Annotated in this window: 25 protein-coding genes; 12 read left to right on the forward strand and 13 right to left on the reverse strand. The window is 57.8% G+C overall.

Annotation, left to right across the window (positions count from 1 at the left end):
* Positions 1–295 precede the first annotated feature (295 nt).
* Both bioA and PZA18_RS04130 read left to right on the forward strand, forming a co-directional pair.
* Positions 296–1,630 (forward strand): adenosylmethionine--8-amino-7-oxononanoate transaminase, encoded by a 1,335-nt coding sequence (gene bioA / locus PZA18_RS04125; RefSeq protein WP_284099526.1) that lies wholly within the window; start codon positions 296–298, stop codon positions 1,628–1,630.
* Positions 1,631–1,666: 36 nt separating this feature from the next.
* The gene (locus tag PZA18_RS04130; protein WP_284099527.1) at positions 1,667–3,271 is read left to right on the forward strand and encodes a hypothetical protein; all 1,605 of its coding nucleotides are present in this window, start codon (positions 1,667–1,669) and stop codon (positions 3,269–3,271) included.
* Between the two features lie 104 nt (positions 3,272–3,375).
* On the opposite strand, the gene PZA18_RS04135 is transcribed toward PZA18_RS04130, so the two are convergent.
* Positions 3,376–4,650, reverse strand: a complete 1,275-nt coding sequence (locus tag PZA18_RS04135; protein WP_284099528.1) for a YihY family inner membrane protein — start codon at positions 4,648–4,650, stop codon at positions 3,376–3,378.
* A 27-nt stretch (positions 4,651–4,677) separates the two neighbouring features.
* Between PZA18_RS04135 and wrbA the strand changes: the two genes are divergently transcribed.
* The 5 genes from wrbA to PZA18_RS04160 are packed head-to-tail and all read left to right on the forward strand — an operon-like array spanning position 4,678 to position 8,068.
* Positions 4,678–5,265 carry an NAD(P)H:quinone oxidoreductase gene (wrbA, locus tag PZA18_RS04140; protein ID WP_284099529.1) on the forward strand — a complete coding sequence of 196 codons (588 nt, stop codon included), beginning with the start codon at positions 4,678–4,680 and terminating at the stop codon, positions 5,263–5,265.
* Positions 5,266–5,314: 49 nt separating this feature from the next.
* Entirely contained in the window at positions 5,315–5,635 is a 321-nt protein-coding gene (locus tag PZA18_RS04145; RefSeq protein WP_284099553.1) for a DUF2069 domain-containing protein, read from the forward strand.
* Positions 5,632–6,606 (forward strand): biotin--[acetyl-CoA-carboxylase] ligase, encoded by a 975-nt coding sequence (locus tag PZA18_RS04150; protein WP_284099530.1) that lies wholly within the window; start codon positions 5,632–5,634, stop codon positions 6,604–6,606. The genes PZA18_RS04145 and PZA18_RS04150 overlap by 4 nt, the downstream gene beginning before the upstream one ends.
* On the forward strand, positions 6,603–7,337 hold the full coding sequence (locus PZA18_RS04155) for a type III pantothenate kinase (RefSeq protein WP_284099531.1): 735 nt from the start codon (positions 6,603–6,605) through the stop codon (positions 7,335–7,337). The genes PZA18_RS04150 and PZA18_RS04155 overlap by 4 nt, the downstream gene beginning before the upstream one ends.
* Positions 7,334–8,068, forward strand: coding sequence for an SPOR domain-containing protein (locus PZA18_RS04160; RefSeq protein WP_284099532.1), 735 nt, complete (start codon positions 7,334–7,336; stop codon positions 8,066–8,068). The genes PZA18_RS04155 and PZA18_RS04160 overlap by 4 nt, the downstream gene beginning before the upstream one ends.
* Before the next feature lie 69 nt (positions 8,069–8,137).
* Here the strand turns inward: PZA18_RS04160 and PZA18_RS04165 are convergent, their stop codons facing one another.
* The 5 genes from PZA18_RS04165 to PZA18_RS04185 are packed head-to-tail and all read right to left on the reverse strand — an operon-like array spanning position 8,138 to position 14,484.
* Positions 8,138–8,506, reverse strand: a complete 369-nt coding sequence (locus PZA18_RS04165) for a hypothetical protein (protein ID WP_284099533.1) — start codon at positions 8,504–8,506, stop codon at positions 8,138–8,140.
* 26 nt (positions 8,507–8,532) lie between these two features.
* Positions 8,533–11,634 carry an efflux RND transporter permease subunit gene (locus tag PZA18_RS04170; protein WP_284099534.1) on the reverse strand — a complete coding sequence of 1,034 codons (3,102 nt, stop codon included), beginning with the start codon at positions 11,632–11,634 and terminating at the stop codon, positions 8,533–8,535.
* A gap of 11 nt (positions 11,635–11,645) precedes the next feature.
* On the reverse strand, positions 11,646–12,746 hold the full coding sequence (locus tag PZA18_RS04175; RefSeq protein ID WP_284099535.1) for an efflux RND transporter periplasmic adaptor subunit: 1,101 nt from the start codon (positions 12,744–12,746) through the stop codon (positions 11,646–11,648).
* A complete protein-coding gene (locus tag PZA18_RS04180; RefSeq protein ID WP_284099536.1) occupies positions 12,743–13,267 on the reverse strand; it encodes a hypothetical protein in 525 nt (174 codons plus the stop codon). The genes PZA18_RS04175 and PZA18_RS04180 overlap by 4 nt, the downstream gene beginning before the upstream one ends.
* Positions 13,264–14,484, reverse strand: coding sequence for a TolC family protein (locus tag PZA18_RS04185; protein ID WP_284099537.1), 1,221 nt, complete (start codon positions 14,482–14,484; stop codon positions 13,264–13,266). The genes PZA18_RS04180 and PZA18_RS04185 overlap by 4 nt, the downstream gene beginning before the upstream one ends.
* A gap of 481 nt (positions 14,485–14,965) precedes the next feature.
* On the opposite strand from PZA18_RS04185, the gene PZA18_RS04190 reads away from it, so the two are divergent.
* Positions 14,966–15,637, forward strand: a complete 672-nt coding sequence (locus PZA18_RS04190) for a heavy metal response regulator transcription factor (protein ID WP_284099538.1) — start codon at positions 14,966–14,968, stop codon at positions 15,635–15,637.
* Positions 15,634–17,076 (forward strand): heavy metal sensor histidine kinase, encoded by a 1,443-nt coding sequence (locus PZA18_RS04195; protein WP_284099539.1) that lies wholly within the window; start codon positions 15,634–15,636, stop codon positions 17,074–17,076. The genes PZA18_RS04190 and PZA18_RS04195 overlap by 4 nt, the downstream gene beginning before the upstream one ends.
* Positions 17,077–17,224: 148 nt before the next feature.
* Here PZA18_RS04195 and trmB read toward each other — a convergent pair whose 3' ends face one another.
* From trmB to PZA18_RS04230, 7 genes are all read right to left on the reverse strand, one after another.
* Complete coding sequence (gene trmB / locus PZA18_RS04200) at positions 17,225–17,908, reverse strand: tRNA (guanosine(46)-N7)-methyltransferase TrmB (protein WP_284099540.1); 684 nt, start codon at positions 17,906–17,908, stop codon at positions 17,225–17,227.
* A 90-nt stretch (positions 17,909–17,998) separates the two neighbouring features.
* Complete coding sequence (locus PZA18_RS04205; RefSeq protein ID WP_284099541.1) at positions 17,999–18,784, reverse strand: thiazole synthase; 786 nt, start codon at positions 18,782–18,784, stop codon at positions 17,999–18,001.
* Positions 18,785–18,895: 111 nt separating this feature from the next.
* On the reverse strand, positions 18,896–19,099 hold the full coding sequence (gene thiS, locus PZA18_RS04210; RefSeq protein ID WP_284099542.1) for a sulfur carrier protein ThiS: 204 nt from the start codon (positions 19,097–19,099) through the stop codon (positions 18,896–18,898).
* Between the two features lie 93 nt (positions 19,100–19,192).
* Positions 19,193–21,364, reverse strand: coding sequence for a RelA/SpoT family protein (locus PZA18_RS04215; protein ID WP_284099543.1), 2,172 nt, complete (start codon positions 21,362–21,364; stop codon positions 19,193–19,195).
* A 77-nt stretch (positions 21,365–21,441) separates the two neighbouring features.
* Positions 21,442–21,651, reverse strand: a complete 210-nt coding sequence (rpoZ, locus tag PZA18_RS04220) for a DNA-directed RNA polymerase subunit omega (protein WP_284099544.1) — start codon at positions 21,649–21,651, stop codon at positions 21,442–21,444.
* A 27-nt stretch (positions 21,652–21,678) separates the two neighbouring features.
* Positions 21,679–22,296, reverse strand: a complete 618-nt coding sequence (gmk, locus tag PZA18_RS04225; protein ID WP_284099554.1) for a guanylate kinase — start codon at positions 22,294–22,296, stop codon at positions 21,679–21,681.
* A 304-nt stretch (positions 22,297–22,600) separates the two neighbouring features.
* On the reverse strand, positions 22,601–23,455 hold the full coding sequence (locus PZA18_RS04230) for a YicC/YloC family endoribonuclease (protein WP_284099545.1): 855 nt from the start codon (positions 23,453–23,455) through the stop codon (positions 22,601–22,603).
* Between PZA18_RS04230 and PZA18_RS04235 the strand changes: the two genes are divergently transcribed.
* From PZA18_RS04235 to PZA18_RS04245, 3 genes are all read left to right on the forward strand, one after another.
* Complete coding sequence (locus PZA18_RS04235; protein WP_284099546.1) at positions 23,454–23,681, forward strand: hypothetical protein; 228 nt, start codon at positions 23,454–23,456, stop codon at positions 23,679–23,681. The genes PZA18_RS04230 and PZA18_RS04235 overlap by 2 nt on opposite strands.
* 90 nt (positions 23,682–23,771) lie before the next feature.
* Positions 23,772–24,734, forward strand: coding sequence for a serine/threonine protein kinase (locus PZA18_RS04240; protein ID WP_284099547.1), 963 nt, complete (start codon positions 23,772–23,774; stop codon positions 24,732–24,734).
* The gene (locus tag PZA18_RS04245; RefSeq protein WP_284099549.1) at positions 24,731–25,648 is read left to right on the forward strand and encodes a PP2C family protein-serine/threonine phosphatase; all 918 of its coding nucleotides are present in this window, start codon (positions 24,731–24,733) and stop codon (positions 25,646–25,648) included. Before PZA18_RS04240 ends, PZA18_RS04245 begins: the two co-directional genes overlap by 4 nt.
* Positions 25,649–26,084: the final 436 nt, after the last annotated feature.

A 26,084-nucleotide genomic window follows, 5' to 3' on the forward strand; every position in this document is an offset into this window, starting at 1 on the left:
TGCTAGCACTCATCGCTGACGAGTGCTAATGATATGGGCGACATATGGCCTTTTCAAGACATCCGGCAAACATCATTTGCTGCTGGAATGAAATCGAGGGCAAACCTTGCCTGCCTGCGCAATCCAGGACATCCATCGCTGGAGCCGACCGTGCTACTTACATGACAATGCACCCGACACTTCCGATTGGAAGACCGATACGAGAGTACCCCAAACCCCGAACATTGGAAGACAGGCGTCCTCGTCATCGAATACCCGCCCCTTCCGCAGTTTGCGAACCCGTTAAGAGGTCCAAATGAATAACCAATCTTGGCTCAGCCGCAGCCGGCAAGCGGTTTGGCACCCATGTACCCAGATGAAATTGCACGAGTCGCTTCCTATTGTCCCGATCGCCCGCGGGGAAGGTATCTGGCTCTACGACTTTGAAGGCAAGCGCTATCTCGATGGCGTCAGCTCTTGGTGGGTCAATTTGTTCGGCCATTGCAATCCGGTGATCGGCGACGCGCTCAAGCAGCAACTGGACACTTTAGAGCATGTCATCCTGGCTGGCTTTACCCAGCAGCCGGTCATTGAGCTATCAGAGCGATTAGCCGCGCTCACCGGTCTCGGCCATGCTTTTTATGGCTCGGATGGTGCATCGGCTACCGAAATTGCGCTGAAGATGTCCTTTCATTACTGGCGAAACACCGGTCGGGCTGAGAAATGTGAATTCGTCAGCCTGGAAAACAGCTACCACGGTGAAACGATTGGCGCTTTGTCAGTTACGGATGTCCCTTTGTTTCGTGATACCTACGCACCGCTTCTTCGCCACAGTCACCGCGTCCCATCACCTGATCCACGTCTGGCCAGACCCGACGAGACTGCAGAGCAATATGCTGCGCGTACGCTGGTATCGCTAGAAACCTTGCTGGCTGACCATGGGCAGCGCATCGCCGCGCTGATTGTGGAGCCGCTGGTGCAGTGCGCAGCAGGCATGGCCATCTACCCCGCCAGCTGGCTCAAGCAGGCGGCCGCGCTCTGTGAAAAGTACCAAGTTCATTTGATCGCGGATGAAATTGCCGTTGGATTTGGCCGCACCGGCAGCATGTTTGCGCATCAACAAGCCCAGATCCGGCCAGATTTCATCTGCCTGTCCAAGGGAATTACCGGGGGCTATCTGCCACTTGCAGCGGTCTTAACCACCAACAAGGTTTACGAAGCTTTCTATGATGACCATATCGGTCGAGGCTTTTTGCATTCACATTCCTACACCGGCAATGCGCTAGCTTGCCGAGCAGCGCTGACGGTACTGGATATCTTCGAGCACGATCAGGTATTGGCGGTAAACGAAAGCAAGACCACACGCTTTAATCTGCTGGCGGCGCCCCTGGCGCAACATTCCCGGGTCCATAATTTTCGCAATATTGGAATGATCTGGGCATTTGAAGTCGATAGCGCAGGCCCCGGTTTTTCGCAGCGCTGTTTTTCAGCGGCGCTGGCACGAGGTCTGCTGCTAAGACCTATAGGCAATACGGTTTATCTGATGCCGCCATATGTCATCGATGACGCAGGTTTTGGCTTATTTGTGGAGGTCATGCTGAGCCTGCTCGACTCGGCTGAATTTGCGCCGGTCGCGTCCGCCGAAAAATAAGGTATAACTAAATTTGATCCTGCCATCATAACCAACATGACGATCAGCTTTAGCGTTCCGACACCGGTTGCCAACCCGCATATTGCGGTTGAAACCAACCCCAAGGCACTCAAGGCTTGGTTGGTATCTTTGCCACACGCCAACCTGCTTGAGACCTCGCGCGCCATCTGCGACGCGCTGGCCACGCTCAACCGGGTAAAGATTGATGCGGATACCCGCCAGAAATTGCTTGAGCACTATCAAGTCACGATCGACATGCTGGAAGCGCCGCTGGAGCAGGCCTTCACCTCCGGCAGCGTGCCGATGAAGGACAAAGCGCGCAACTCGGCGAATATGGCGCGGGCTTTGCAAATGGAACTCGCGAATGGCTACAAGCTGGCCATTCTCGACAAGCTGGAGAAACGTTTTTCTTTTGGTAACAAGCAGCTGCCGCAGCTATTCCAGCATTTGCTGATGACTTATCAGAAGCTGTTCTGGGTATGCTGCAAATGCTATTGCCCATTGCCTCCCGGTGTCTGGTTTGAGCTGCATTGCGTGTTCCGTCACGTCATTCAGCACAAGATGATCGACGGCCCGGAAGAAGCGGCCGGCAATCCCAACATGACACTTGGTGGCTTATACAAGCAGATTCTGCTGCTGTCGCTGGCGGACCCCTATCGCTACTCGACGTCCGATCTCGACAAAATTCAGGATCTGATCCGCAACTATGGCGCTGCTGCGCAGTTTCAGCCCCTGACGGTCACTCCCAATCCAGCCGGCTTTTTTCTGGTGCGTCTGGAGACAGACAGTCCGCCCGTGTTTCTGGGTCAGCGTCCCGTCGATGTCGATTCCCGTAGCGCGATTCTGCTCGATACGCTGGATATGGCCAAGCACCTGCATAAGGCGCTGCAATCCGTCGAATCGAAAGCGCACAGCGTGCCCGACAAGGCCAAGGCTCAGGCCTGGATTGATCTACTCAAGCGAGTGATCCGTCAATGGAGCATTGCCCCGAAACGGGTTTTCCAGCGGATTCGTGCCAGCAGCCTGGTGGAAGTCTGTGCCGGGATACGCTCCGCCAGCTTCTATGCCAACGGCGCCAAAGCCTTGTTGCAGCCCGTGGTACTTGACACGGGAATTGAGGTGAGCGAGCAAGGGAGCGAAGGTCCGGCCACGCTGAGCGGCGCTGTCGTACCGCCACCCGATGACTGGGTCGTTTTAAACGAAAGCCCCGGTGGTTACGCTATCCGCATGCAACCGGTTCCGCAGCACTGTCAGTATCGAGTTGGCGACATTGTCGGCCTGCAATCACGCGAGCAAGGCGGCTGGATGGTTGCCGCATCGCGCTGGCTGCAGGTGGTAGACGAAGGCGACGCCATTGAGATGGGAGTGCAGATTCTGGCATCGAAAGCTGAAGCGGCGCTGATTCGGCCAACCATCGCGCATCAAGGCACCACATTCCAGCCCTGTCTGCTGCTGCCAGAAGTTGTCGCCCTGAAGCAGGCACCACTGATCGCCGCCGCACGTGGCACGTTTGGGCCAATGCGGGAGTTGGCGATTTATACCGATGAAGGTGAGTATCTGGTCCGCGCCACCAAACTCATCGAACAAGCGATCGGCTTTGATCTATTCGAGTATATGCAGAGTACCGGCGCACCGGGATAAGCCTCCGCTTCGTCACGGTTTATAGCCGGCTAGGCTCTGTTGACGTTTTGTTTCCGGTCGCGCCATGCCCCAAAAATCGGCCCGGCGCGACCGGAAACAAAACGTCAACAGAGCCTAGCGCCAGCCTTCAGTTCGGCCAGAGTCACGTTCAGCTCGGCATCGACCTTGCTAAAGTGCCGATCCAGCTCACTGGCAATGCGGTCCACAGGTTGGTCGTCTGGCTGGGGGTGTGGGACCAGGGTGGCGTAAACCTCGCGCAAAGTCAGCGACTCCAAAGAAATCGACAGCACCCAACCACTATTGCGCGTTGCCTGCACCCATTGTTTCTCTGCCAGCTGCTCCAGCAATCCATGCAGCTCATCCAGCCCCATCGCCAGCCGGCGTTGCAGAACATACTCGGTCAACGCTTCACCGGTCAGACGGGCATTGTCAAGCTCCAGCAAGGCTCTCACGGCATCGCGCACGCGTCGCCCTGGTAACACCGGTTTGCGCCATGCGCCGCCTTGCCAGTAAGACAGGGCTGCCGTCAGCACCGCCCCCGCCAGCACAATCATCCAGCTCAGATAGAGCCACATCAGAAAGATCGGCAAGCTGGCAAAGGCGCCATAAACCAGCTTGAAGCCTGAGAACTGCCGCACATACCAACCGAACAGTTTTTTCATCAGCTCGAACAGAATGCCGGCGAATATGGCACCACTCATGGCATGCGGCATTGGCACCGGGCAATTGGGCACCACCCCATACAGCAAGGCAAATGCGATGATGGCCAGCAAAATGGTGCCACTTTCCAGCAAGAACGACGCAAACCACCCCGCATTGAGACCTGATTCGGCAAACAGCCAGGAGGTCAGTGAAATCGAAACACCAATCAGCAAAGGCGCCAGCGTCAGCGTCGCCCAATACGTCAGCGCCCGAGTCACCAGTCTGCGGGACCGGCTGACGCGCCAGATCCGGTTGAAGGTCTCATCAATCGTGATCAACATGGCCAGCGCCGTAATGCCCAGCGCTGCCGTGCCCATGACGGTCAGTTTGTCGGCATTGTCAGTGAACTGCTTCATGTAGACAGTAATGACCCGACCGGCTGAATCGGGCACCAGATTGGTCAGCAGAAAGGTCTTGAAGCGGTTGCTGAAGATCTCAAACGTCGGAAAAGCCGAAGCCACCGTCAGGGCGATGGTCAGGAAGGGCACCAACGCCAGCATGGTAGTAAAAGTCAGACTGCCTGCGACTTCCGGGCAGCGATCACGCCAGAATCGACGCAGGACAAAGCCAGCGAAATCCAGCGGCGCGGGCAGCTTGAAGCCAGACTGTCTGAAAAGTGAAAACAGGTTGCGCATCTGACGGGTCGGGCTAAGGAGCAAAGCCTTATAATAGCGCATCCCTATTACTTCCCCTTTTGCCTGTTGATGCCTGAAATTCTCGTCTTGTACTACAGCCGGCACGGCTCGGTGCGACAATTGGCACGCATCCTGGCGCGCGGCATCGAGGCCGGCGGCGCGACGGCCCGCCTGCGCACCGTCCCGGCCGTGTCGCCCGTCTGTGAAGCAGTCGCCCCAGCCATACCAGAAGAAGGCTCACCTTATGTTGAAGCCAAAGATTTACGCGAGTGCGTAGGGTTGGCGCTAGGCAGTCCGACCCGGTTTGGTCAGATGGCCGCTCCCCTCAAACATTTTTGGGACAGCACCACAGCGGAGTGGGTGAATGGTTCGCTAGTCGGCAAGCCTGCCAGCGTGTTTACCAGCAGCGCAACACAGCACGGCGGGCAGGAAGCCACCCTGCTTACCATGGCCCTGCCCTTGCTCCATCACGGCATGCTGCTGGTCGGACTGCCCTTTACCGAACCGGCCCTCAGCGAGACCCAGAGCGGCGGTAGCCCCTATGGTGCCGGGCATATTGCAGGCGAAGATGGCCGCAACCCCATTACTGAGCACGAACGCCAGCTCACCTTCACCCTCGGCCGCCGTCTGGCTGAAATTGCCCTCAAACTGGCTTGATACCGTGACACCCTCCACACTCAATCTTCGTAATTACACGATTGTCGGCATGCTCTGCCTGATCACCGTCTGCGCAGCCTGGGAGCTGCGCCTCGCCCCTTTGCGCCCTGGTGGCTCCTGGCTGGCTCTGAAGGCGCTGCCCTTGCTGTTACCACTGCCGGGATTGCTGAAAGGTCGGCGCTACACCTATCAATGGACAGGCATGCTGGTACTCGCCTATTTCACCGAAGGCGTGATGCGCGCCTGGGGTGACAAGGGCTTGTCGCAGTGGCTTGCCCTGGCAGAGCTGACGTTGGCCTTGGTCGTCTTCACCACCTCGGCCATGTTTGCCCGACAAACCCGTGATAGTCAGCCTCGTGGCAGCACATGAATTGCTTTGATGTTCTGCGGCAGCTTTCTGCCGAACATTTCATCTCGGGCGAAGCCTTGGCTTCACAGCTGGGGGTGTCACGCAGTTTGATCTGGCAAGCCCTGCAGCAAGCCGAGCACTACGGCATCGAAGTTCACAGCATACGAGGCCGAGGTTATCGGCTGTCCCGGCCCCTGATATGGCTGGACGAAGCCACCATCGCCCGTCATCTGGGTTCACAGGCGCGATTTTTCGACCTGAAACTGTTCGATAGCACCGGCTCGACCAATACCGAGTTGCTGGCAGCAGCCGGAAAAGGCGCACCATCCGGCATGGTATATGCCGCCGAATGGCAAACCGCTGGCCGGGGGCGACGCGGCCGCCAATGGCGTGGCGAACTGGGTGCCAGCCTGATGTTCTCTCTGCTGTGGCGATTCGATTGCGGTGCTGCCCAGCTGTCAGGGTTGAGTCTGGCGGTAGGCATTGCCCTGGCGCGAGCCGTCGAACGCCACGGGGCAACCCAGGCCCGGTTGAAGTGGCCGAACGACCTGATCGCCGGGACACAAAAGCTGGCGGGGATTCTGATCGAGGTGCAGGGAGACGCCCTCGGCCCGAATGCTGCCGTGATCGGCATTGGTCTGAACATCAACCTGTCGCAACAAGCCCGCACGGCGCTGGACCAGCCAATTACCGATATGCAGGCGCAAGGCGGTGAGACCAATCGCAACGTTCTGCTCGCCGGCATTCTGGCAGAGCTGGCCGACATCCTGCCGGCATTCGAGTCTGGCGGCTTCAAGCCGCTGGTTGCCGAGTGGGAGCGCCGCCACGCCTGGCACCACCAGCCGGTCACCATCCTGCACTCGAATGGCGAACAGTCCGAAGGGGTCGCCTTGGGCATCACCGACGATGGCGCCTTGCGAGTCAGCGGTGCGCAAGGGGAATTCCGCTTGTTCGCCGGCGATGTCAGCCTGCGCAGAAAGGATTCAAATTGAACCTGCTGGTTGATATCGGCAACACCCGCATCAAGTGGGCCATTCGCCAGGGAACGCACACCCTGCATACCGCTGCCTGCCTGCATACGGAGCTAGCAATGCTGCCGGCGCAAATCGCACCGTGGCCAATCAGCAAGGTTGTAGCCTGCAATGTGGCAGGGCCGGAACTGGCGCAGGCGCTGGCCGCCGCTGTCCAGCCACTCACCGTGCAATGGTTGATTCCTGGCCGCGAGCGTTGTGGCATTCACAATAGCTATACTGAGCCGGCGCGGCTGGGGGCGGATCGTTGGGCGGCATTGATCGGTGCCCGCCAGCAGCGAGAGGGAGACCTGCTGGTGGTCATGGCCGGGACGGCGTTGACCGTCGATGCCTTGACCACCGAGGGTGTCTTTCTGGGTGGCACCATTTCGCCCGGCTTGCAGCTGATGCGCAAAAGCCTGGCACAAGGCACTGCCGAGCTTGGCCTGCCGCCCGGCCAAGCGACCGAATTTCCATGCAATACCGGCGATGCCATTTTCAACGGGGCCCTGGTGGCACTAGCTGGCGCCATTGAACACATGGCGGCCCGCCTCGCCCGTTTTAGAGGTCATGAGGTAAGCTGCCTGATCTCGGGAGGGGATGCTGCAGTGATTACACCTTGGCTCGGCATCGCCGCCTCTCATGTCTGTCATATAGATAATCTCGTGCTTGAAGGCTTGGCCGTGGTGGCCAATGAGGAAATCTCTTTATGAAATGGCTTTTTCTGCTACTGCTGATCGCGAATTTGCTGTTCTACGGCTATAGCCAGTTTGCCGAACCGACGGCAGCGCCAGACTGGCGCTCGCGCGAAGTCAATGCCGACAAAATCAAGCTGATCAGTGCCGAAGCCCCCGAACCAGGCAAACCAGGTGTTGATAGCGCAGCGACTGCCACAGAACCCAAGCCTGCCGATGCCAAACCAGCCGAACCCACGCCTGCGGAAGCTCCTGCCCCGCTAGCCGCCCAGGACGCCGCCAACAGCTGCATGGTCTGGAAAGGGCTACCAGAGCGCGACTTGCTGCGAGCCAAGAGCAAGCTCAAAGCCCTCAAACTGGCCAATGCCCCGGCCGAGCAACTGATCAGCGATGGTCCAACCAAATTCTGGGTATACATTCCGCCCCGCAACACCCTTGCTGAAGCGCAGCGCAAAGGCGACGAGCTGAAGGGGTTGAAGATTGACGACTATTACGTCGTCAACGATGGCGGGAAGTGGCAAAACGCCATATCACTCGGCATCTTCTCGACCCGAGAAGCCGCAGACCGGCGGCTGGAAAGCCTGAGGACTGTCGGCGTCAAATCAGCCGTCGTACGCGAACGTGGCGATGGCGTGCATTCAGCCACCCTGTCGCTCAGTGGCATTAGCAGTGAGCAAAAAGAAAAACTGCAGGCGTTGGCCGCCGAGTTCAAAGGCACGACGCTGGATGACAGCCGCTGCTCGCGCTAGGCCGATCTTGAGTTTGCCGCCGCCACAAATCGGGTGCGAAGTCAGGACGACGCCAGCCGTGCTAGCGGCTCATTTAATGCTGAAGCGGATCTGATCGTCGCCTTTGCCGGGCACCGAGAGTTTGACGATAGCCTTGCTGCCGCTACCTAGTTTGAAATTACCGGTAGCGCTCAAGGCATTGCCGTCAGCCGGAGTGAGCTTGGCTTCCACCTTGCCACCGCCGCCAAGCACAATAACCGAACCACTGGCCCCCTTGGCATCCATCGCCTTGCCGTGGTCACTCAGATACACCGCCAAGCCACCTGGCTTGGCAACCAGCTCCACCGTCACCAGAGCCCCTTCTTCAATTACCCCGCCATGTGCTGGCTGCAGGTCGCCGTGAGCCAATGCATAAGCAGAGGCGAAACTGGTCAGGCATGCCACAAATAGCCGCTTCATCGTCATTCCTTGTTTAAAAATTCGGTTTAAAACGCTTCCTGGCTTTGGTCTGCCAGCAAAACCTGCAAGGGCTTTTCGCCAAACAACCAGAACATCAACGGTGTCAGCAGCGTATCAAGCAAGGTCGAGCTAACCAGCCCCCCGAAGATCACCACCGCCACCGGGTGCAGAATCTCCTTGCCTGGCGCATCGGCCGCGAACAACAGGGGTAGCAGGGCAAACGCAGCCACCAGTGCTGTCATCAGTACCGGGGTCAGCCGCTCCAGTGATCCGCGCACAATCATCGCCTGGCTGAATTGTTCACCTTCAAACTTGCAAAGGTTGATGTAGTGGCTGATTTTGAGAATGCCATTGCGCGTTGCAATACCTGTGAGCGTGATAAAGCCCACCAACGACGCCACCGACAGCGATACCCCGGCCAGCCACATCGCCACGACACTGCCGATGAGCGCCATTGGAATATTGCCCATGATCAGCAACGCCAACCGATACGATTGATAGCGGCCATACAGGACCATGAAAATCAAGCCAAGCGAGAGCACCGACAAGCCGGCAATCAGCTGCGTAGCCTGCTCCTGCGCCTGAAACTGGCCTTCAAGGCTGACAAAGTAACCTGCAGGCAAATGGCTGGCCGCCAGCTCGTGACGAACCCGCGCCACGATGCCTGCCATATCCGAACCATCGGTATTTGCCGCGAGCACAATACGACGCCGGCTATTTTCACGACCGATCTGGTTTGGGCCATCGCTTTCTTCCACACTGGCAACCAGACTGAGCGGAATGCGGCCATGCGGGGTGTCGATCAGCACATTGGCGAGTCCCTGCGCATTACGTGCCGTATCCGGCAGACGCACCACCAGCTTGAAGCGCTTATTACCATCCACGATCTGCGCCACCGTATCCCCTTCGCTCAGGGTCTCAAGCGTTTTCAGCAAGGCACCGGGGGCCACGCCGTATTGCGCTGCCCGCGCATAGTCCAGCCGAACCTTGATCTGCGGAATCAGCACCTGCTTTTCGATTTGCAGATCGGTTAATCCCGGCACATTCGCCAGACGGTCGCGCAACGCCGCAGCCTGGCCACGCAAGGTATCCAGATCATCTCCATACAGTTTGACCGCAATCTGCGCACGAACGCCCGACAGCAAGTGATCAAGCCGGTGTGAAATCGGCTGCCCGATCAGCGTTGTCGCAGGCAGTGGCGCTAGTTTCGAGCGGATATCAGCAATGATGACTTCCCGACCACGATGGCTTGGCTTGAGATCGACATCCAGCTCGCTGGAATGTACCCCTTCCGCATGCTCATCCAACTCAGCACGGCCAGTACGGCGACCAACGCTTTTTACCTCGGGCACAGTCATGATCAGCGTTTCGGCCAATGCCCCCACGCGGTTCGACTCGGCCAGCGAGGTGCCGGGGTTCAAGAGCAGGCTGATAGTCAGCGTGCCTTCGTTGAAAGCCGGCAAAAAAGCGCGGGGGAAAAACGGTACTGTTGCCACCACCATTGCAAGCAACAGGATGGCCAGCCCGAGAATCTGCCGGGCATAGCCAAACGATGCCTCCAGCAACTGGCGATCCCAGGCCTTGAGCTTTCGTACCAGCCAGCTGTCGCCGTGATCGAGTTGCTTCATGCCCGGTAGCAGGAAGTAGCACATGACGGGCGTCACGGTCAGCGCCACCAGCATGCTGGCCAGGATGGAGGTGATATAAGCGATACCCAGCGGTACAAACAGCCGCCCCTCGATGCCGGGCAAGGCGAACAAAGGCACAAACACCAGCACCACCACCAGCGTGGCAACCACCACCCCGGAACGAACTTCATTACAGGCCGCCGCAATCGCCTTGATGGTGCCAACCACGCCATCCGGCTTATGCTGCTTGAGTCGGCGCAACACATTCTCGACATCGACCAGCGCATCATCGACCAGCTCACCAATGGCAATCGCCAGCCCACCAAGGGTCATCACATTGATCGACAAGCCCAGTGCCTTGAATACCAACGCCGTCACGGCAATCGACAAGGGAATGGCCGTCAGCGAGATCAGTGTGGTGCGGCCATTCATCAGAAACAGATACAGAATCACCGCCACCATTACCGCGCCGTCACGCAAAGCCTCCTGGACGTTATCAATCGATGCGTCGATGAAATCGGCCTGGCGGAACGACACCTGAGGTTGGCTGATGCCTGCAGGCAGCGTCTTGCTCAGATCTGCCAGCGCCATATCGATCTCGCGGGTCAAGCGTACCGTGTCGGCCCCCGGCTGCTTCTGCACGCTGATGATGACTGCCGGTTTGCCGGCAAAACCCGCGTCGCCGCGCTTGAAGGCGGCAGCAAATTTCACCTCGCTGATCTGTTTCAGCAGAATCGGCCGATCACGACTGACCGCCACCGCCAGGTTCTGCAGATCTTCCAATCGGGTGGTGTGGCCAAGATGGCGGATCAGATACTCGCGGGCGTTCTGCTCCAGAAAGCCACCGCTGGTATTGCGGGAAAAAGCTTTCAGTGCGGACTCCAGCTGTTCAAAACTGATGCCCAGCTGCGCCATGCGCGCAGGGTCCGGCTCAACCCGGAACTGCCTGACCTCACCCCCAATCGGAATGACCTGCGCCACCCCTGGAATCGACAGCAAGCGCGGCCGCAGGACGAAATCCGCATACTCCCGCACTTGCATCGGGCTGACTTTGCCAGGGTCTGCCGGCAAGGCAATCAGCATGATTTCGCCCATCACCGATGAGATCGGCCCCATATTCGGGCTGACACCGGCGGGCAGTTGCTCCCGCACTTCGGCCAGACGCTCGGCGACCAGCTGACGATTGCGGTACAGATCACTTCCCCAATCAAACTCCGCGTAGACAATCGACAGCCCAATACCCGACACCGAGCGCACACGGGTCACCCCCGGCATGCCATTCAAGGCGGTTTCCAGCGGGAAACTCACCAGCTGTTCCACTTCTTCCGGCGCCATGCCGCCGGCTTCGGTCATCACGGTTACGGTCGGTTTGTTGAGATCAGGAAAAACATCGACTGGCATACGCCAAGCCGTCATGCCGCCATAAAGCAGCAGAACCAGGGCAAGCGCCAGCACGGGCAGGCGATTGCGTAAGCTGTGGCTGACGACCCAGTTGAACATTTTCCGGACTTTCAACGAATCTGGTTGATCAAGGTGGCTCCGCCCGTCACCACCCGTGCGCCAGCCGACACGCCCTGTACCAGCACGGTGGCGCTATCGAGAGGCAATACCTTCACGGGTACTGGCATGAAGCGTTCCGCTGCGGCGTGCAACCAGACAATGGCCTCGTTGGCCGGGTTACGCACCACCGCCAGTGTGGGCAATGCCACACCTTTGCGGGTAGTGCGGCTACGCGCCAGCAGTTTGACCGGCTGCCCCAGCGCCAGCGTTGCACTTGATGACTCCAGCCGGAACAGCAAAGGCAAGGCCCCGTCGCGTAGCGCGCGACTGCCGCCAAGATAGCGCAATCGGGTATCGCTACCGGCCAGGCTGGCATCGGTCAGCTGATCGACCAGACTGGCATCAAAGGCTTGTGCCTCCACCAGCAGTCGGGCTGGATCCACAACTTCAAACAGCACTTCCTTGGCATCGACCACCTGCCCGGCCACCACGGCAACACTCGCCACCACGCCACTCACCGGCGCCCGCAAGGCATCACGGCCCTCCACACCGGCTGACACCGCCTGCAGGCGTCCTGCCAGGCTTTCCAGTTCCGCTTCGGCGACGTCGATATCCCGCCGGGGCACGCTCCCTTCCAGCTCGCGCAGACGCGCCAGGTTTTTTTCGGCAAGCTGGCGAGCGCTACGCAGCTCGGCCAACTGGGCAAGCTGGCCGCTACGCTCGGCAGCCCCGAGCACAGGCCGCACATACGCCAATAACTCACCCTGGCGCACCGCCTGCCCTGGCAATGGCAAGCCACGTGGTCCAGGTTCGACACGCCCAGCCACCAGCGCCTGCACTTTGCCGCCCGCGCTGGGGTCCATGACGACATGGCCGTTCAGTTCTATCGTCTGGGGGTGGTCCGCCACGGCAGCCAACACGGTACGAACCGCCAGACGTCGTTGCGCAACCTTGGGCAAAAACACACTGCCATCGGGCAAGCGCTGTGGTCGATTACCGTTGAGGGTCTGAGCGACACTGGCCGCCGCATCGGCATGATCATGCCCCTCATGCGCCAGCACACCGGGCGGAATCAGCGTCAGCAGAGATAAATGCAGCAAGGCGCGTCTCATGATGTTTTCCGGCGAAATTGAAAACGAAGCAGCGCTGCCATGGCGATCACCCCACCCAGCGCCAGTAGCGGCCATCGCCAGCGAAGCGGATGCGGATGCGGTTCTGCTGAATCATCACCGCCAACTAGCAGCGTCGTCTCCAGGAGATCAGCGTCATTGCCGGCAGTGATGGTGAAAATCAATGGATGCTTGCCCGGCTTGGCGAGAGGCCCGGCCATCAGACGGTAGTGATCATCCACAGCTGTGGCGACCGCCTTGAAAGTACCGCTCTCAACTTCGATGCGCGCCCCTTGCACCGGCTGGTTGTCAGCAAAGCGATCGAGATAAAGCGTCAACTGCGAGCCATTCAGCTCGGTCAGTAACTCAAAAAGTTCGGACTTGGCCTCAGCACGCGGAGCGATCCCCGGTGTGACCGTTTGCCGGGTGACCGTATCACCATGATCTTCACCGCCATGAGCCGAGGCCGTACTGCCTGGCAGCACCAGCAGCCCGATCAGCCAAAGACGCACAACAGAAATCATGGCAACACTCCCAAAGCTTGGTTGTAACGGGCGATGGCCCGGCCGACTTCCAGTCGGGCGCGCGCCAGCGCTTGTTCGGCATCAAAGCGCTCCGCTTCGGCCCGCAGGCGGGTGGCCAGGTCAATATGACCAAGCCGATAGGCCTTCTGCTGCAGGGTGAAGTTATCCAACGCCAGTTGCTGACGGTCGCCCGCGATATTGACCGCCATCTGTTGCTGCTGCAGTTCGGCGGCCGCCCCCTCCACTTCAAGCGCTCGCTGCCGTCTTTGCTTGTCGAGCTGAGCCTGCGCCTCGGCCAGCTCTGCGGCGGCTGCGGCTTGTCGCGACCGATTGCGAGAATCTCCCCCCAGCGGAATCTTCAGTTTCAAAGTCAACGACTGGGCATAAGGATCTTCACGACTCTGGCGCTCCCGGGTGATCGCCAACCCCAGCTCAGGCGCATCCCGCAGATTGACTGCCGCCAAGCCCAATCGCGCCTGTGCCACCACCACCCGTTGCAAGGCAAGCAGCCATGCTGGATGTCGCTCCAGCAACGCAACCCGCTCGGCAGCGCTCGACGCAGATGGCACCTCGGCCGGTACCGCTGCTATCTCGCCAGTCTGCGTCGCCAGCACAACCGCTTGCCACTCGCCACGCGCCCGCTGCCAGGCTAGATCGGCCTGCGTCAATGCCAGTTCGGCAGCTTGCCTGGAGATCTGTGCCTGATTGGCATCGAGCCGGGAAACCGCGCCAGCCTTAAGCTGGCGGGCCAGATCGTCTGCCACGGCGCCAACTTCTTCGAGGCGGCGCCGGGCAATTGCCAAATCGCTGGTAGACAGCTGTAGCCGCCACCAGGCCTCACGCAGCTCGCCGGCAAAGCGCCATTGGCTGTGCAGCTGCTCGGCACGATAAGCGGCATGCTCAGCCAGCACTGCAGCCATCTGCTGCTGACGCTCACCCGGCTGCCAGAGCGGCACCCCGACTTCGACCTCCCACTCACGCTGGCCGGTATTGCGATCAATCCGGTCACTCTTCTGCGACAGGCTGATGGCCGGTGGCTGGGGCGTCCAGGCGCGAGCGGCGTCAACGCGTGCAGCCACTTCCTCTTCACGGGCGGCGCGACCAAGCGCTTCCGGCTGCCGTGCCCAGGCCGCAACAAAGACCTCGTGCAGGCTGGCAGCCTGTGCCGGCAGAAGCAACAGCAACGGCCATAGCCGCCAGAACGAGCAAACACGCATGGACTCCTCCGCTGAATGGCAACTCGCCGCGCCCCAATATGGGACTTTTTGATTGATTAGCAGCTTAAATGGCATAGCTCGTCGCTGAACTGACCATCAGATTACAAATTTGTCATCCAGGCCTGTGGTGGCGCTGTATTCGCTACGATGCAGGTAAGAGCAACGCCCGGCCAGCGGCCGGCTGTTTAGTTTAGGTTCTGTTGACGTTACGTTTGCAGAACCCAGGCTCTGTGGACGTTTTGTTTTCGGAACGCGTTTCGGCGAAACCCTCCGGGCCGGGTCGACTTTTGGGGCATGGCATCGTTTGGGTTCGCTTATTTAGCTCGCTAAACCGCTCTCACCCAGCCTCGCCCTGCCCCAAAACTCGGCCCGGCGCGACCGGAAACAAAACGTCAACAGAGCCTAGTTGTAGTCCGATGCCATCAAAATTGGCATTGCACCGATATGCTGATCGCAACAGGTCTTTCCAAAGGCAAGCACCATGCATTTATTACTGGTTGAAGACGAACAACACGCAGGCGAATATCTGAGCAAGGGGCTGCGGGAGAACGGCTTTGTGGTGGACTGGTTGAAGTCCGGCCTGGATGCTTTGCATCAGGCACAAAACGTTGAGTACGATGCCATCGTGCTGGATATTGGGCTGCCAGACCTGAATGGTTGGGAGATCATCAAACGCCTGCGCCAGAGTCAACACACACCCGTGCTATTTCTGACCGCCCGCGACCGGGTGGAGGATCGGGTTCGCGGCCTGGAGCTGGGCGCGGACGACTATCTGATCAAGCCTTATGCGTTCTCTGAACTGCTGGCGCGTGTCAGGGTCTTGCTGCGGCGAGGCAAACAGCAGGAACTCGATGTCCTCACGCTGGGAGACCTGAGCGTGCACCTGCTACGACAGCGCGTCGAACGGTCTGGCCAACGCATCGACCTGACTGCCAAGGAATACGCGCTGCTCCTGCTGTTTCTGCGCCGACGCGGCGAAGTACTGAGCCGCACGCTGATTGCAGAGCAGGTGTGGGACATGAATTTTGACAGCGATACCAATGTGGTCGAAGTGGCAGTGCGACGGTTGCGTAGCAAGATCGACGAGCCGTTCGGCAGCCAGTTGCTGCACACCGTCCGTGGTTTTGGCTATGTGATGGAGCAGCGCGATTGAAATGGCGTCTTGATCCGTTTCCCGAATCCACCACGCTCAGCAGCCGGTTGGTGGTGTTGTTCTCTCTCGGTTCGGCACTCTTGCTGAGCGCAGTGGGCTATTGGCTCTACCACGCCCTGCAAATGCAGCTCGACGAGCGCGAGCTGGCGGAAATTCATGGCAAGACCGAAATCATCGAGCATGTACTGAGCAACATTCCCAGCGCCGAAGCGCTACCCGCCCGACTGGACCGGCTGCGCGACATTCCGCTGGGCCATCCGCACCTCACCATCGGACTAAATAGCAATGGGCACTGGCTTTTGCCATTACCGGCGGTTCTGAGTGACTCGGCAGCGCTGGCCGCACAGATCACCCACCTGGAGCCCGGCAAGGTTCGACATCTGCAGCGCGGAGAATCCAGTTGGTGGATCAAGCGCATCCGGTACACCTGGTCACGCAATGCACCAGCCGCAATCGATGCCTTTCTGGTGATCGATGTCAGTGAATCACGGCAAATCCTGCGTGAGCATGGCTGGTCGGCGGTGCTTGCCGTGGTCCTCGGTTCGCTGGCCAGCGGGCTGCTGGCATTCTTTGTAGCCCGTCAGGGCTTGGCGCCCATTGCCCAGATCGCCACCGAGGCTGAGCAGATGACCAGCGCCAAGCTGGGTGCGCCGATTGATATCGCCCACGCCCCAGGCGAAATCCGCCAGCTGGTTGCCAGCCTTAACCGCATGCTGGAAAGGCTGGGCGACAGCTTTCGCAGCCTGGAGCAATTCTCCGCTGATATCGCCCATGAGTTACGGACACCGCTCAATAATCTGATGCTGCAAACACAGGTAACCTTAAGCCGTCCACGTCAGGCGGACGAATATGAGGAAGCCCTGCTCGGCAATCTGGAACAACTGGAGCAGCTGCAGCGCATGGTGTCGGATATGCTGTTTCTGGCCCGGGCTGATCGCGGCATGATCCATCTGAATCGTGTCACCGTTGACCTCCATGCCGAAGCCCAGCAGCTGGCGGAGTTCTTTGAATTGGCCGCCTCCGAACGCCACCAGCGGATTGGAGTATGCGGACAAGCCTGCGTATCCGGCGACCGTGCCATGCTCCGGCGCGCCATGACCAATCTGCTCTCCAACGCCGTTCGCTACGCACCCGACCACGCCAAAATCGAACTGACGCTGGAAGAAACCGAGCATGGCGCCGTACTTTCAGTCAGCAATCCCGGTGAGCCCATTCCCGCCGAGCGACTTAGTCAGCTATTCAGCCGATTCACCCGCAATGACGACGCCCGTAGTCGCGACACAGACGGTGTTGGCCTGGGCCTCGCTATTGTCGATTCCATCATGCGCTTGCACCAAGGACAGGTCGTAGCGGTAAGTGATCAGGAAAAAGTCCAGTTCCAGCTGCGTTTCCAGAAAGGCCTGGACACGGCAGCAACCCATCAGGCATCGCGAGTCTGACTGATCAGACATCGAGACCCGGCGCTGTCAGCACAAAGAATTGGAGTTTGGTGGAAGCCGTGGAAGCCTTTAGATGACAAGGACGGCTACATTGAAGAGGCCGCCCACCACCGACAGAAAGTCTCCGGGCGGCCTGACATTGCTGTGATTACTGCTTGTGAAAGACCAGATCCCACACACCATGGCCAAGATTCAGGCCACGCTGTTCAAACTTGGTCAGCGGCCGCCAGTCGGGTCGCGGCGCGTAAGTCTCGGCGCTGTTCTTGATACCGGGGGTCGCGCTCAACACTTCCAGCATCTGCACCGCGTAGTCTTCCCAATCGGTCGCCATGTGAATATACGCACCCGGTTTGAGCAAAGGCAAAATGCCCGCCACAAATTCGGGCTGAACCAATCGCCGCTTGTGATGGCGCTTCTTGGGCCACGGATCGGGAAAGTAAAGGTGAAAGCCATCCAGGCTCGCGGGCGCCAGCATATGGCTGCAGACTTCCACGGCATCGTGCCGGATCAAGCGCAGATTGCTCAGCTGCTTTTCCTCGATCAGTTTCAGCAAGTTGCCAACGCCAGGGCCATGCACCTCAATGCCCAGAAAGTCGGTATCGGGACGGGCGGCTGCGATCTCGGCGGTTGCGCCTCCCATGCCGAAACCAATTTCCAGCACTTTAGGTGCCGACCGGCCGAACGCCGCATCCAGATCCAGTCTCGCCGGTTGGTAATCAATGCCCCAGCGGGGCATGCCCAGATCAATCGCCCGCTGCTGCGCATCCGACAAATGCCCTTGCCGCAGCACAAAGCTACGAATGTGGCGATGTTTCAGGTTTTCTTCTTCCATTACGTGCAATTCACTCAAACCAGTGGGATAGGCCCAGAGAACACCGGGCCATTGAATAGGTCATCAGCAGGCTGGAGACCCGTATGCAGATCAGCCAATCATGCCGTTTGTAGGCGAGCTGGGCGTAGCCGAGTACAGTTTGCGTGGCATACGCCCCGCCAGAAATGCCTCTCGCCCTGCTTCCACACCTTTGCGCATTGCGCTGGCCATCAGAACGGGATCTTGCGCTGCCGCGATCGCTGTATTCATCAATACGCCGTGACAACCGAGCTCCATCGCAATTGCGGCATCCGACGCGGTGCCGACCCCGGCATCGACAATCACCGGAACCTGTGACTGCTCGATAATGAGTTTGAGATTCCAGGGATTGAGAATCCCCATACCCGAGCCAATCAGGCTGGCCAGCGGCATGATGGCGCAGCAGCCAATCTCTTCGAGTTGTTTGGCAACAATCGGGTCATCCGAGGTATACACCATGACATCGAAACCCTCCTTGACCAGGGTCTCAGCCGCCTTCAAGGTTTGCATTACATTGGGGAACAAGGTGTGGGGATCTCCCAAAACCTCCAGCTTGACCAGCTTATGTCCGTCCAGCAGTTCACGTGCCAATCGGAGGGTCCGCACCGCGTCATCCGCTGAATAGCAGCCCGCCGTGTTGGGTAGATAGGTGAATTCAGCTGGCGGCAGAAATTCGAGCAGACTCGGTTGGCCCGGTTCCTGACCGATATTCACGCGACGAATCGCCACGGTGATGATTTCAGCCCCCGCAGCATCAATAGCTGCCCGGGTTTCCGAGAAATCTTTGTATTTACCTGTCCCCACCAGTAGCCGGGAACCATACTCCCGCCCGGCGATAACGAGCCTGTCCTGTTTCATTCACACCAACCTTGAAATAAAAGAAAGGCGGTCTCCGCCTTAAACGACGCGACACCGCAGCGCAAAAACATCGACTGCGACGCCCGTCCAACCCGTCCGCGAAGCGCTTGGCTAACCACCACCTACCGCCACCACAACTTCCAGCTTATCGCCCGCATGCAGCAATGTTGTGGCATGCATGCCGCGAGGGACAATCTCGCCATTTCTTTCCACTGCACAACGTTTTCCGGCCAGGCCAAGGGCACTCATCAGGTCGGCTACCGACATTTCGCCATCAAAACGATGCAGCTGCCCATTTACGGTAAGTTCAAGCACGATTCGCCCTGCACACAAAATTCGAGGGGCGACGATTCTAGCACGCCCCTCTCTACAGCCGGCGGCAGCAAACATTGCGCCGGCACGCGATACTCAGACCCGGGTCACCCGCACGATACTCGGCAACTGACGCAAGGCCTGCTTCACTTTGGCCAGATGCAGGCGGTTTTCGACCTGCACAGTGAATTTCACTTCAGTGTAATGGTCGCTACCGTCGAACCCTTCGTCATTCATCCTGACCGTTTCGATATTCGCTCCTGCCTCCGAGATTGCCGCAGCAATCTGGGCCAGCACCCCACGCTCGTGTAGCGCCAACACTTTGATGGCAACATCAAACAGCTTGCTGGACGAAACATCCCACTCCACATCCAGCAATTTATCCTGATCAACACGCCCGCTCTTGGTCATCTGCGGGCAGTCATGGGTGTGCACGACCAAACCCTGACCTTTCTTGATCACCCCGATAATCGGATCGCCAGGAATCGGGTTACAGCACTTGGCAAACTGGACGGCCAGGCCCTCGGTCCCCCGGATCATGATCGGCCCGGGTTTGGCGGACTCATCGGTCAACGCCCCGGACAATACCAACAGACGTTGAGCCACCACGACCGGTAAACGTTTGCCTAGACCAATATCGGACAAGACCTGATCACGACTGATGGGGGCGTTCTCTTTGAAGTACCGCTCCCAGGCCTCTGCCGTCAGCTGCTTGACCGATGCCAAAGCATTGACCGACTGGTTCAACATCTTCTCTCCAAGCGCAACAGCCTCCTCATAGCGCATGGTCTTGAGAAAATGTCGGATATGGGACCGTGCTTTGCCCGTAGTCACAAAATTGAGCCAGCTCGGATTTGGCTTGGCATGTGCGGCGGTAATAATCTCCACCCTGTCCCCTGTACGGAGCACCGTCCGCAGAGGCATCAGGTCATAATTGATCTTGGCCGCAATACAACGATTACCAATATCGGTATGCACGGCATACGCAAAGTCCACAACCGTAGCACCATGTGGCAGGGTCAGAATCTTGCCCTTCGGGGTGAAGACATAGAGCTCACCCGGGAAAAGATCGACTTTGATATGTTCGAGAAACTCAATCGAATCCCCACTGACTGACTGAATCTCCAGCAGGCTTTGCAACCATTGATGCGTTTTCTGATGCACATCACCGAAACTCTCATCGCCGCTCTTGTACATCCAGTGCGAGGCAACGCCAGACTCGGCGATCTTGTGCATATCCTGCGTGCGGATCTGGATTTCAATTGGGGTGCCGTACGGGCCAAACAAGGCCGTGTGCAAACTCTGATAACCATTGGGTTTAGGAATCGCCACATAGTCTTTGAACTTGCCGCCAATCGGCTTGTACAAACCGTGTAACACGCCCAGCGTCAGGTAACAGGTGGGAACATCCTTGACGATGACACGAAACCCATAAATATCGAGCACTTCTGAAAACGACAGGTGCTTGTCTTGCATCTTGGTGTAGATGCTATGCAGGTGCTTTTCACGACCTGATATGGAGGCCTCGATACCCGCATCGGCCAGCCGGGTTTTGATGGCGTCGATAATCTTGCCAAGCATCTCCCGCCGATTGCCACGCGCCTTGGTCAGGGCTTTGGACAGAACCTGATAACGATGTGGGTGAAGATATTTGAAACTCAGGTCATCAAGTTCCTGATAAACCCGATGCAGGCCGATCCGATTGGCAATCGGCGCATAAATCTCCATCGTTTCTGCTGCTATCCGCTTTTGCTTGTCTTCACGCATCGACTCCAGCGTGCGCATATTGTGCAAACGGTCTGCCAGCTTCACCAGAATCACACGCACGTCTCTGGCCATTGCCATCAGCATCTTGCGGAAGTTCTCGGCCTGCGCCTCTTCTTTGCTTTGGAACTCCAGTCGTTCAAGCTTGGACAGCCCATCCACCAGATCGGCAATGGTGCGGCCGAATTTCTCAACCAACTCGATCTTGGCCACACCGGTGTCTTCCATGACATCGTGCAACAACGCCGCCGCCAGAGCCTGCGCATCCAGATGCCAGTCTGCCAGGATGGCCGCAACCGCCAATGGGTGAGTGATATAGGGTTCGCCGCTCTTGCGAAACTGGCCACGGTGGGCAGCTTCGCCGAACTTGAATGCTTCAATCAGCAGGAGAACATCTTCGGATCGCAAATACGTGCCAAGCCGCCGGAATAGGGCGTTGGCGTCATTCACGACCTGAGGTGCCGTTTCGGCAAGAATGGGAACATCGGCTAGAGCCAGTTCCATAATGAACGTCTCGAAAGGTGCTGGACGCCAGGATGGCGTCACCAGCAAAGCCGGGCGCGCAAAACGCGCCGGCCGGATCAGGGTTTATTTCGATGCAACATTTCCAGGCCGATCTTGCCTGCAGCCAATTCGCGCAATGCAATCACGGTCGGCTTGTCCTTACCAGGAACATCAACCAAGGGGGTCGAACCATTGGCAATCTGCCGGGCGCGATAAGTTGCAGCCAAAGTCAGATCGAAACGGTTGTTAATGCGCGACAGACAATCTTCAACAGTAATACGTGCCATACATCCTCCTACAAAAAACCATGCGCCTTACGCGCCCTTCAATTTGGAAATCAGCTCGGAATGGCGTGCCACCTGCCGGTTCAAGGTGAGACGTCCTGCACGCACGATCGCAATGATGTCGCGCACTGCTTCGTCAATATGCTCATTGACGATGATGTGGTCGAACTCTTCAACGTGGGCGATTTCTTCGCGCGCAGCTTTCAGACGGCGTTCAATGGCGTCTTCGCTATCCTTGCCACGATTCCGCAAACGCTGCTCCAGAATTTCAGCAGACGGCGGCAAAATAAAAGTACTGATTGCCTGAGGAAACAGCCTTCGCACTTGTGCGGCACCCTGAGTATCAATCTCAAGCAGAATGTCTTTGCCCGCAGCCAAGGCTTCGTTGATCCAGACTTGCGATGTCCCGTAGTAATTGCCATAGACCTCAGCACTTTCCAGGAACTCGCCACGCGCGATCATCGCTTCGAAGGTTTCTCTTGAAACGAAATGGTAATCACGGCCATCCACCTCGCCTTCACGAGGCGCACGGCTGGTATAGGAGATAGACAACTGCACCTGCGGCTCAGCGGCCAGCAAAGCCAGCACCAAGGTGGTTTTTCCTGCACCGGAAGGTGCAGCAATGACGTAAATGTTTCCAGAGTTCATGATGGAAAGCGTATTTCTTTGTGCCAAAAAATGGGCAGCCTTGAATTTAGAAGCTGCTTGCCAAATTGAATATGCAACGGTCCAGTCGGGGAACAACCGCTCACGGAATCCAAAATGCAAGGTGACTTACAAGAGGATTCGGGGCACCGCCTGACCGCGAACCACGGCTGCGTAGCAATTTTGCAAACAGCTTCCAATAGGCAAGGCGTCATTTCAGCGTATCACAAAACAAAAATGCCGGCTCATTCCGTGCAAGCCGGCATTCGCACCAAAATTATTCCAAACCAACAATTACATATTGGTTTTATTCGATATTCTGCACCTGCTCGCGCATTTGCTCGATCAGCACTTTCATTTCCATCGAAATCTGACTGGTTTCAATTGAAACAGACTTCGAACCAAGAGTATTCGCTTCTCGATGCAGTTCCTGCATCAGAAAATCCAGGCGTTTTCCAGCAGAGCCGCCAGCAGACAGAATACGCCGCAATTCGCTCAGATGCGCATTGAGTCTTGAAATCTCTTCAGCGACATCAACCCGTTGTGCAAACAACGCCACCTCTTGTTTGACGCGATCATCATCAAGACTACCAAGCGCTTCTTTCAGACGCTGAACAATTTTCTCTTCATACGCAGCAACGATAGCCGGGATCTTCGGCGTCACTTCAACCACCAGCTGCTCCATCCTGCTGACGCGCTCCAGCATCATCGCTACCAGCTTCTCACCTTCACGACGGCGTGTCGCCACGAAATCGGTCAGCACCGCATCGAACATTTCAAGACAGGTCTGCTGCAGCATTTCCGGCGGCAGCGCATCAGAAGCCATGACGCCCGGCCAGCGCAGCAGCTCGCCCAACTTCAGCTCACCCGCGCCAGGAGCCATCGCCCGTACCTGTTCAGAGAGGGCAATCAGGCTTTGCAGATAATCACGATCTACCCTCAACGGAGCTGGCGCACCGGTGTCAGTGTTGTAGCTAACACGACAGTCGAGCTTGCCTCGCGTTACCTTGCCAGCCATCTTTTCCCGTAGCTGATTTTCCAGCAAACGCAGCTCTTCAGGCAGACGCAGCGAAACATCGAGAAAGCGATGGTTGACAGCGCGCAATTCAACCGTCAGAACCCCCCCCACCAGCTCGCGGCTGATGGTTGCAAATCCTGTCATGCTGACGATCATGCTCTACCTCTTCAAAGAATATGGGCTGGTTTGCGACACTTCAGCCGACTGGCAAAACCGAGACAAACAGCCAGAATTCAGGTTGTTGGTACAAAATATAACCAAGATACTTGCTGCCAAGGCTTTACAAGCAGTACCCAAGGTCACCAAAATTGATTCGGGCTTCACCAAATATCCATTGGTAAAGCCCGAGGTCGGCCGGAAGCGGCTATAAAGAATCTGTACCTCAGATACTGGTTTGCATGTAAACCCGTAGCTTCTGCGGTGCCGCCAACTATAACACACGGGCCTACCCCCAGTCTCAATGACTCCGACGTCCAATGCCCCGCTACCGCGAGGCTACCAACTGCTGAATTACACCATCGTGAAGCAACTCTCTGCGGGTGGCTTCTCGATCGTTTACCTTGCTCACGACGAGGAAGATCATCCTGTCGCCATCAAGGAGTACCTGCCCAACGCGCTGGTCCTCCGCAAAGAAGGCGAAATCGTGCAGGCGACCTCAGCCGACAAGCTGGCGCTGTTTCGCCACGGGATGAAGTGCTTCTTTGAAGAGGGCAAGACTCTGGCCAAGATTTCGCACCCAAATGTGGTGCGAGTCATTAATTTCTTCCGCTCGAACGAGACTGTTTACATGGTCATGGAATACGAGCGGGGGAGGACGTTGCAGAAAGAAATTCAGGTCAGCCAGGGTGGCGTCAAGGAAAACATGATCCTTTATGTTTTCTGCCATTTGCTCAATGGCTTGCGTGAGGTTCATCTGCACAGGCTGCTGCACCTCGATATCAAGCCGGCCAATATCTACATCCGGCGGGATGGTTCGCCGGTACTACTCGACTTTGGCTCAGCCCGGCAAGCGCTGGGGACGGCAGTTAACAAATTCACGCCAATGTACACCCCAGGGTTTGCAGCCCCGGAACACTACAACGACCGCGAAAACCTCGGCCCTTGGAGTGACATTTACAGCGTGGGCGCCACCATTTTCGCCTGCATGTCGGGCATGGCCCCTCAGGCAGCCGATCAGCGGATGAAAGAAGACCGCTATACCTCAGTCAAGAAGCTCTGGTCGGGCCGTTACTCGGACAGCCTGCTGGATATCGTTGACTGGTGCCTGAAGCTTGAGCATACCGATCGCCCCCAGAGTGTGCATGCCCTGCAAAAAGCGCTGCTTGAGGTCGCCGCCGAACCACGCGGAGATAAGAGCGGATCGTTGCTGGCCGGATTGCGCAATACCTTGAGCCGCCTCGGCGGTAAAGGAGAGGCCAAGTGAAATTTACGATATTCCAGGAAAGCCGCCGTGGAGCGCGTCAGTACAACCAGGACCGTGTTGGTTACTCCTACAGCCGGGATGCCCTGCTGCTGGTTGCGGCAGATGGTATGGGCGGTTATCTGCATGGCGAAGTCGCCGCACAGATAACGGTAGAGCTGCTCTGCGATCTGTTCCAGAAAAAGGCACGCCCCACCATTGCCAATCCCCACCAGTTTTTGAGTGATGGCTTCATGAAATGTCATGATGCAATCTTCAATTACGCCACCAATCACCATTTACTAGAAACCCCGCGCACCACCTGTGTCGCTATCATCATTCAGGATGGGGTGGCTTATTGGGCTCACGTTGGGGATTCGCGCCTCTATCTGATTCGCAAAAGCAAAGTGATCGCTCGCACCAAAGACCACTCCAAGGTGCAGCAGATGGTCGAAGCTGGCAAGATTTCGGCCCAAGAGGCGGAGCGCCATCCTGAGAAGAACAAGATCTACAACTGTCTGGGCAGTATTTATCCCCCCGAAGTGGAAACCGGTGGCAAGGTGCCCATGCAGGATGGGGACTGCGTCATGCTCTGCACTGACGGCCTGTGGGGCTGTGTCACCAATGAAGAACTGGAACAATTTCTGACAGCGTATCCGGTGTTGTATGCGATTCCGCAATTGCTCGACCGGGCGGAACTGCGCGGTGGGGTGCATGGCGACAATCTGACCGCGATCGGCATCAATTGGCATGAAGATGATGACGAGCTGTCAACCATCGCCCTTTCGACCCGCAAGCTGGATATTGATCAGGTCACGACCCGTGTTGATACCTTGGCGGCGGACCGTCAGCTGAAAGAAAGCAAGGAAGTCACCGAGGCAGACATTGAAGCTGCGATCAACGAGATCCAGCGTGCCATCAAGAAGTTCTCGAAATAAGCGTTGGGCGCCCAACCTTATTGATCCCCCCTCCCGCGCAGCACGCCCTCCCCACGGTGTGCTGCGCTGCAATTGCCATTGCCCCTTGGCAAATGCCTAAAGATCCGGACTGATGAAGTTTGAATTTTGCAGGAGCGGCTTTAGGCTCTGTTGACATTTTATTTCCGGATCGCGTTTCGTCGGAATTGGGCCTGATGCAAGGCGAAAAGCGCGCCGGTTAGTGGTAAGCCACGCGATTTCCCGGCTGGGCGCACAGGCTGTAAGGCTTGCATTGCAAGCCAACAGCCTGGCAGTCAACACCGCAGCAGGCCCAAATCCGGCGAAACCCTCCGGGCCGGGTCGATTTTTGGGGCATGGCGTCGTTAGCGTTCGCTTATTTAGCTCGCTAAACTGCGCTCACCCTGCCTAGCCCTGCCCCAAAACTCGGCCCGGCGCG

The sequence above is a fragment of the Parachitinimonas caeni genome (genome assembly GCF_030129945.1).
GTDB lineage: Bacteria > Pseudomonadota > Gammaproteobacteria > Burkholderiales > Chitinimonadaceae > Parachitinimonas > Parachitinimonas caeni.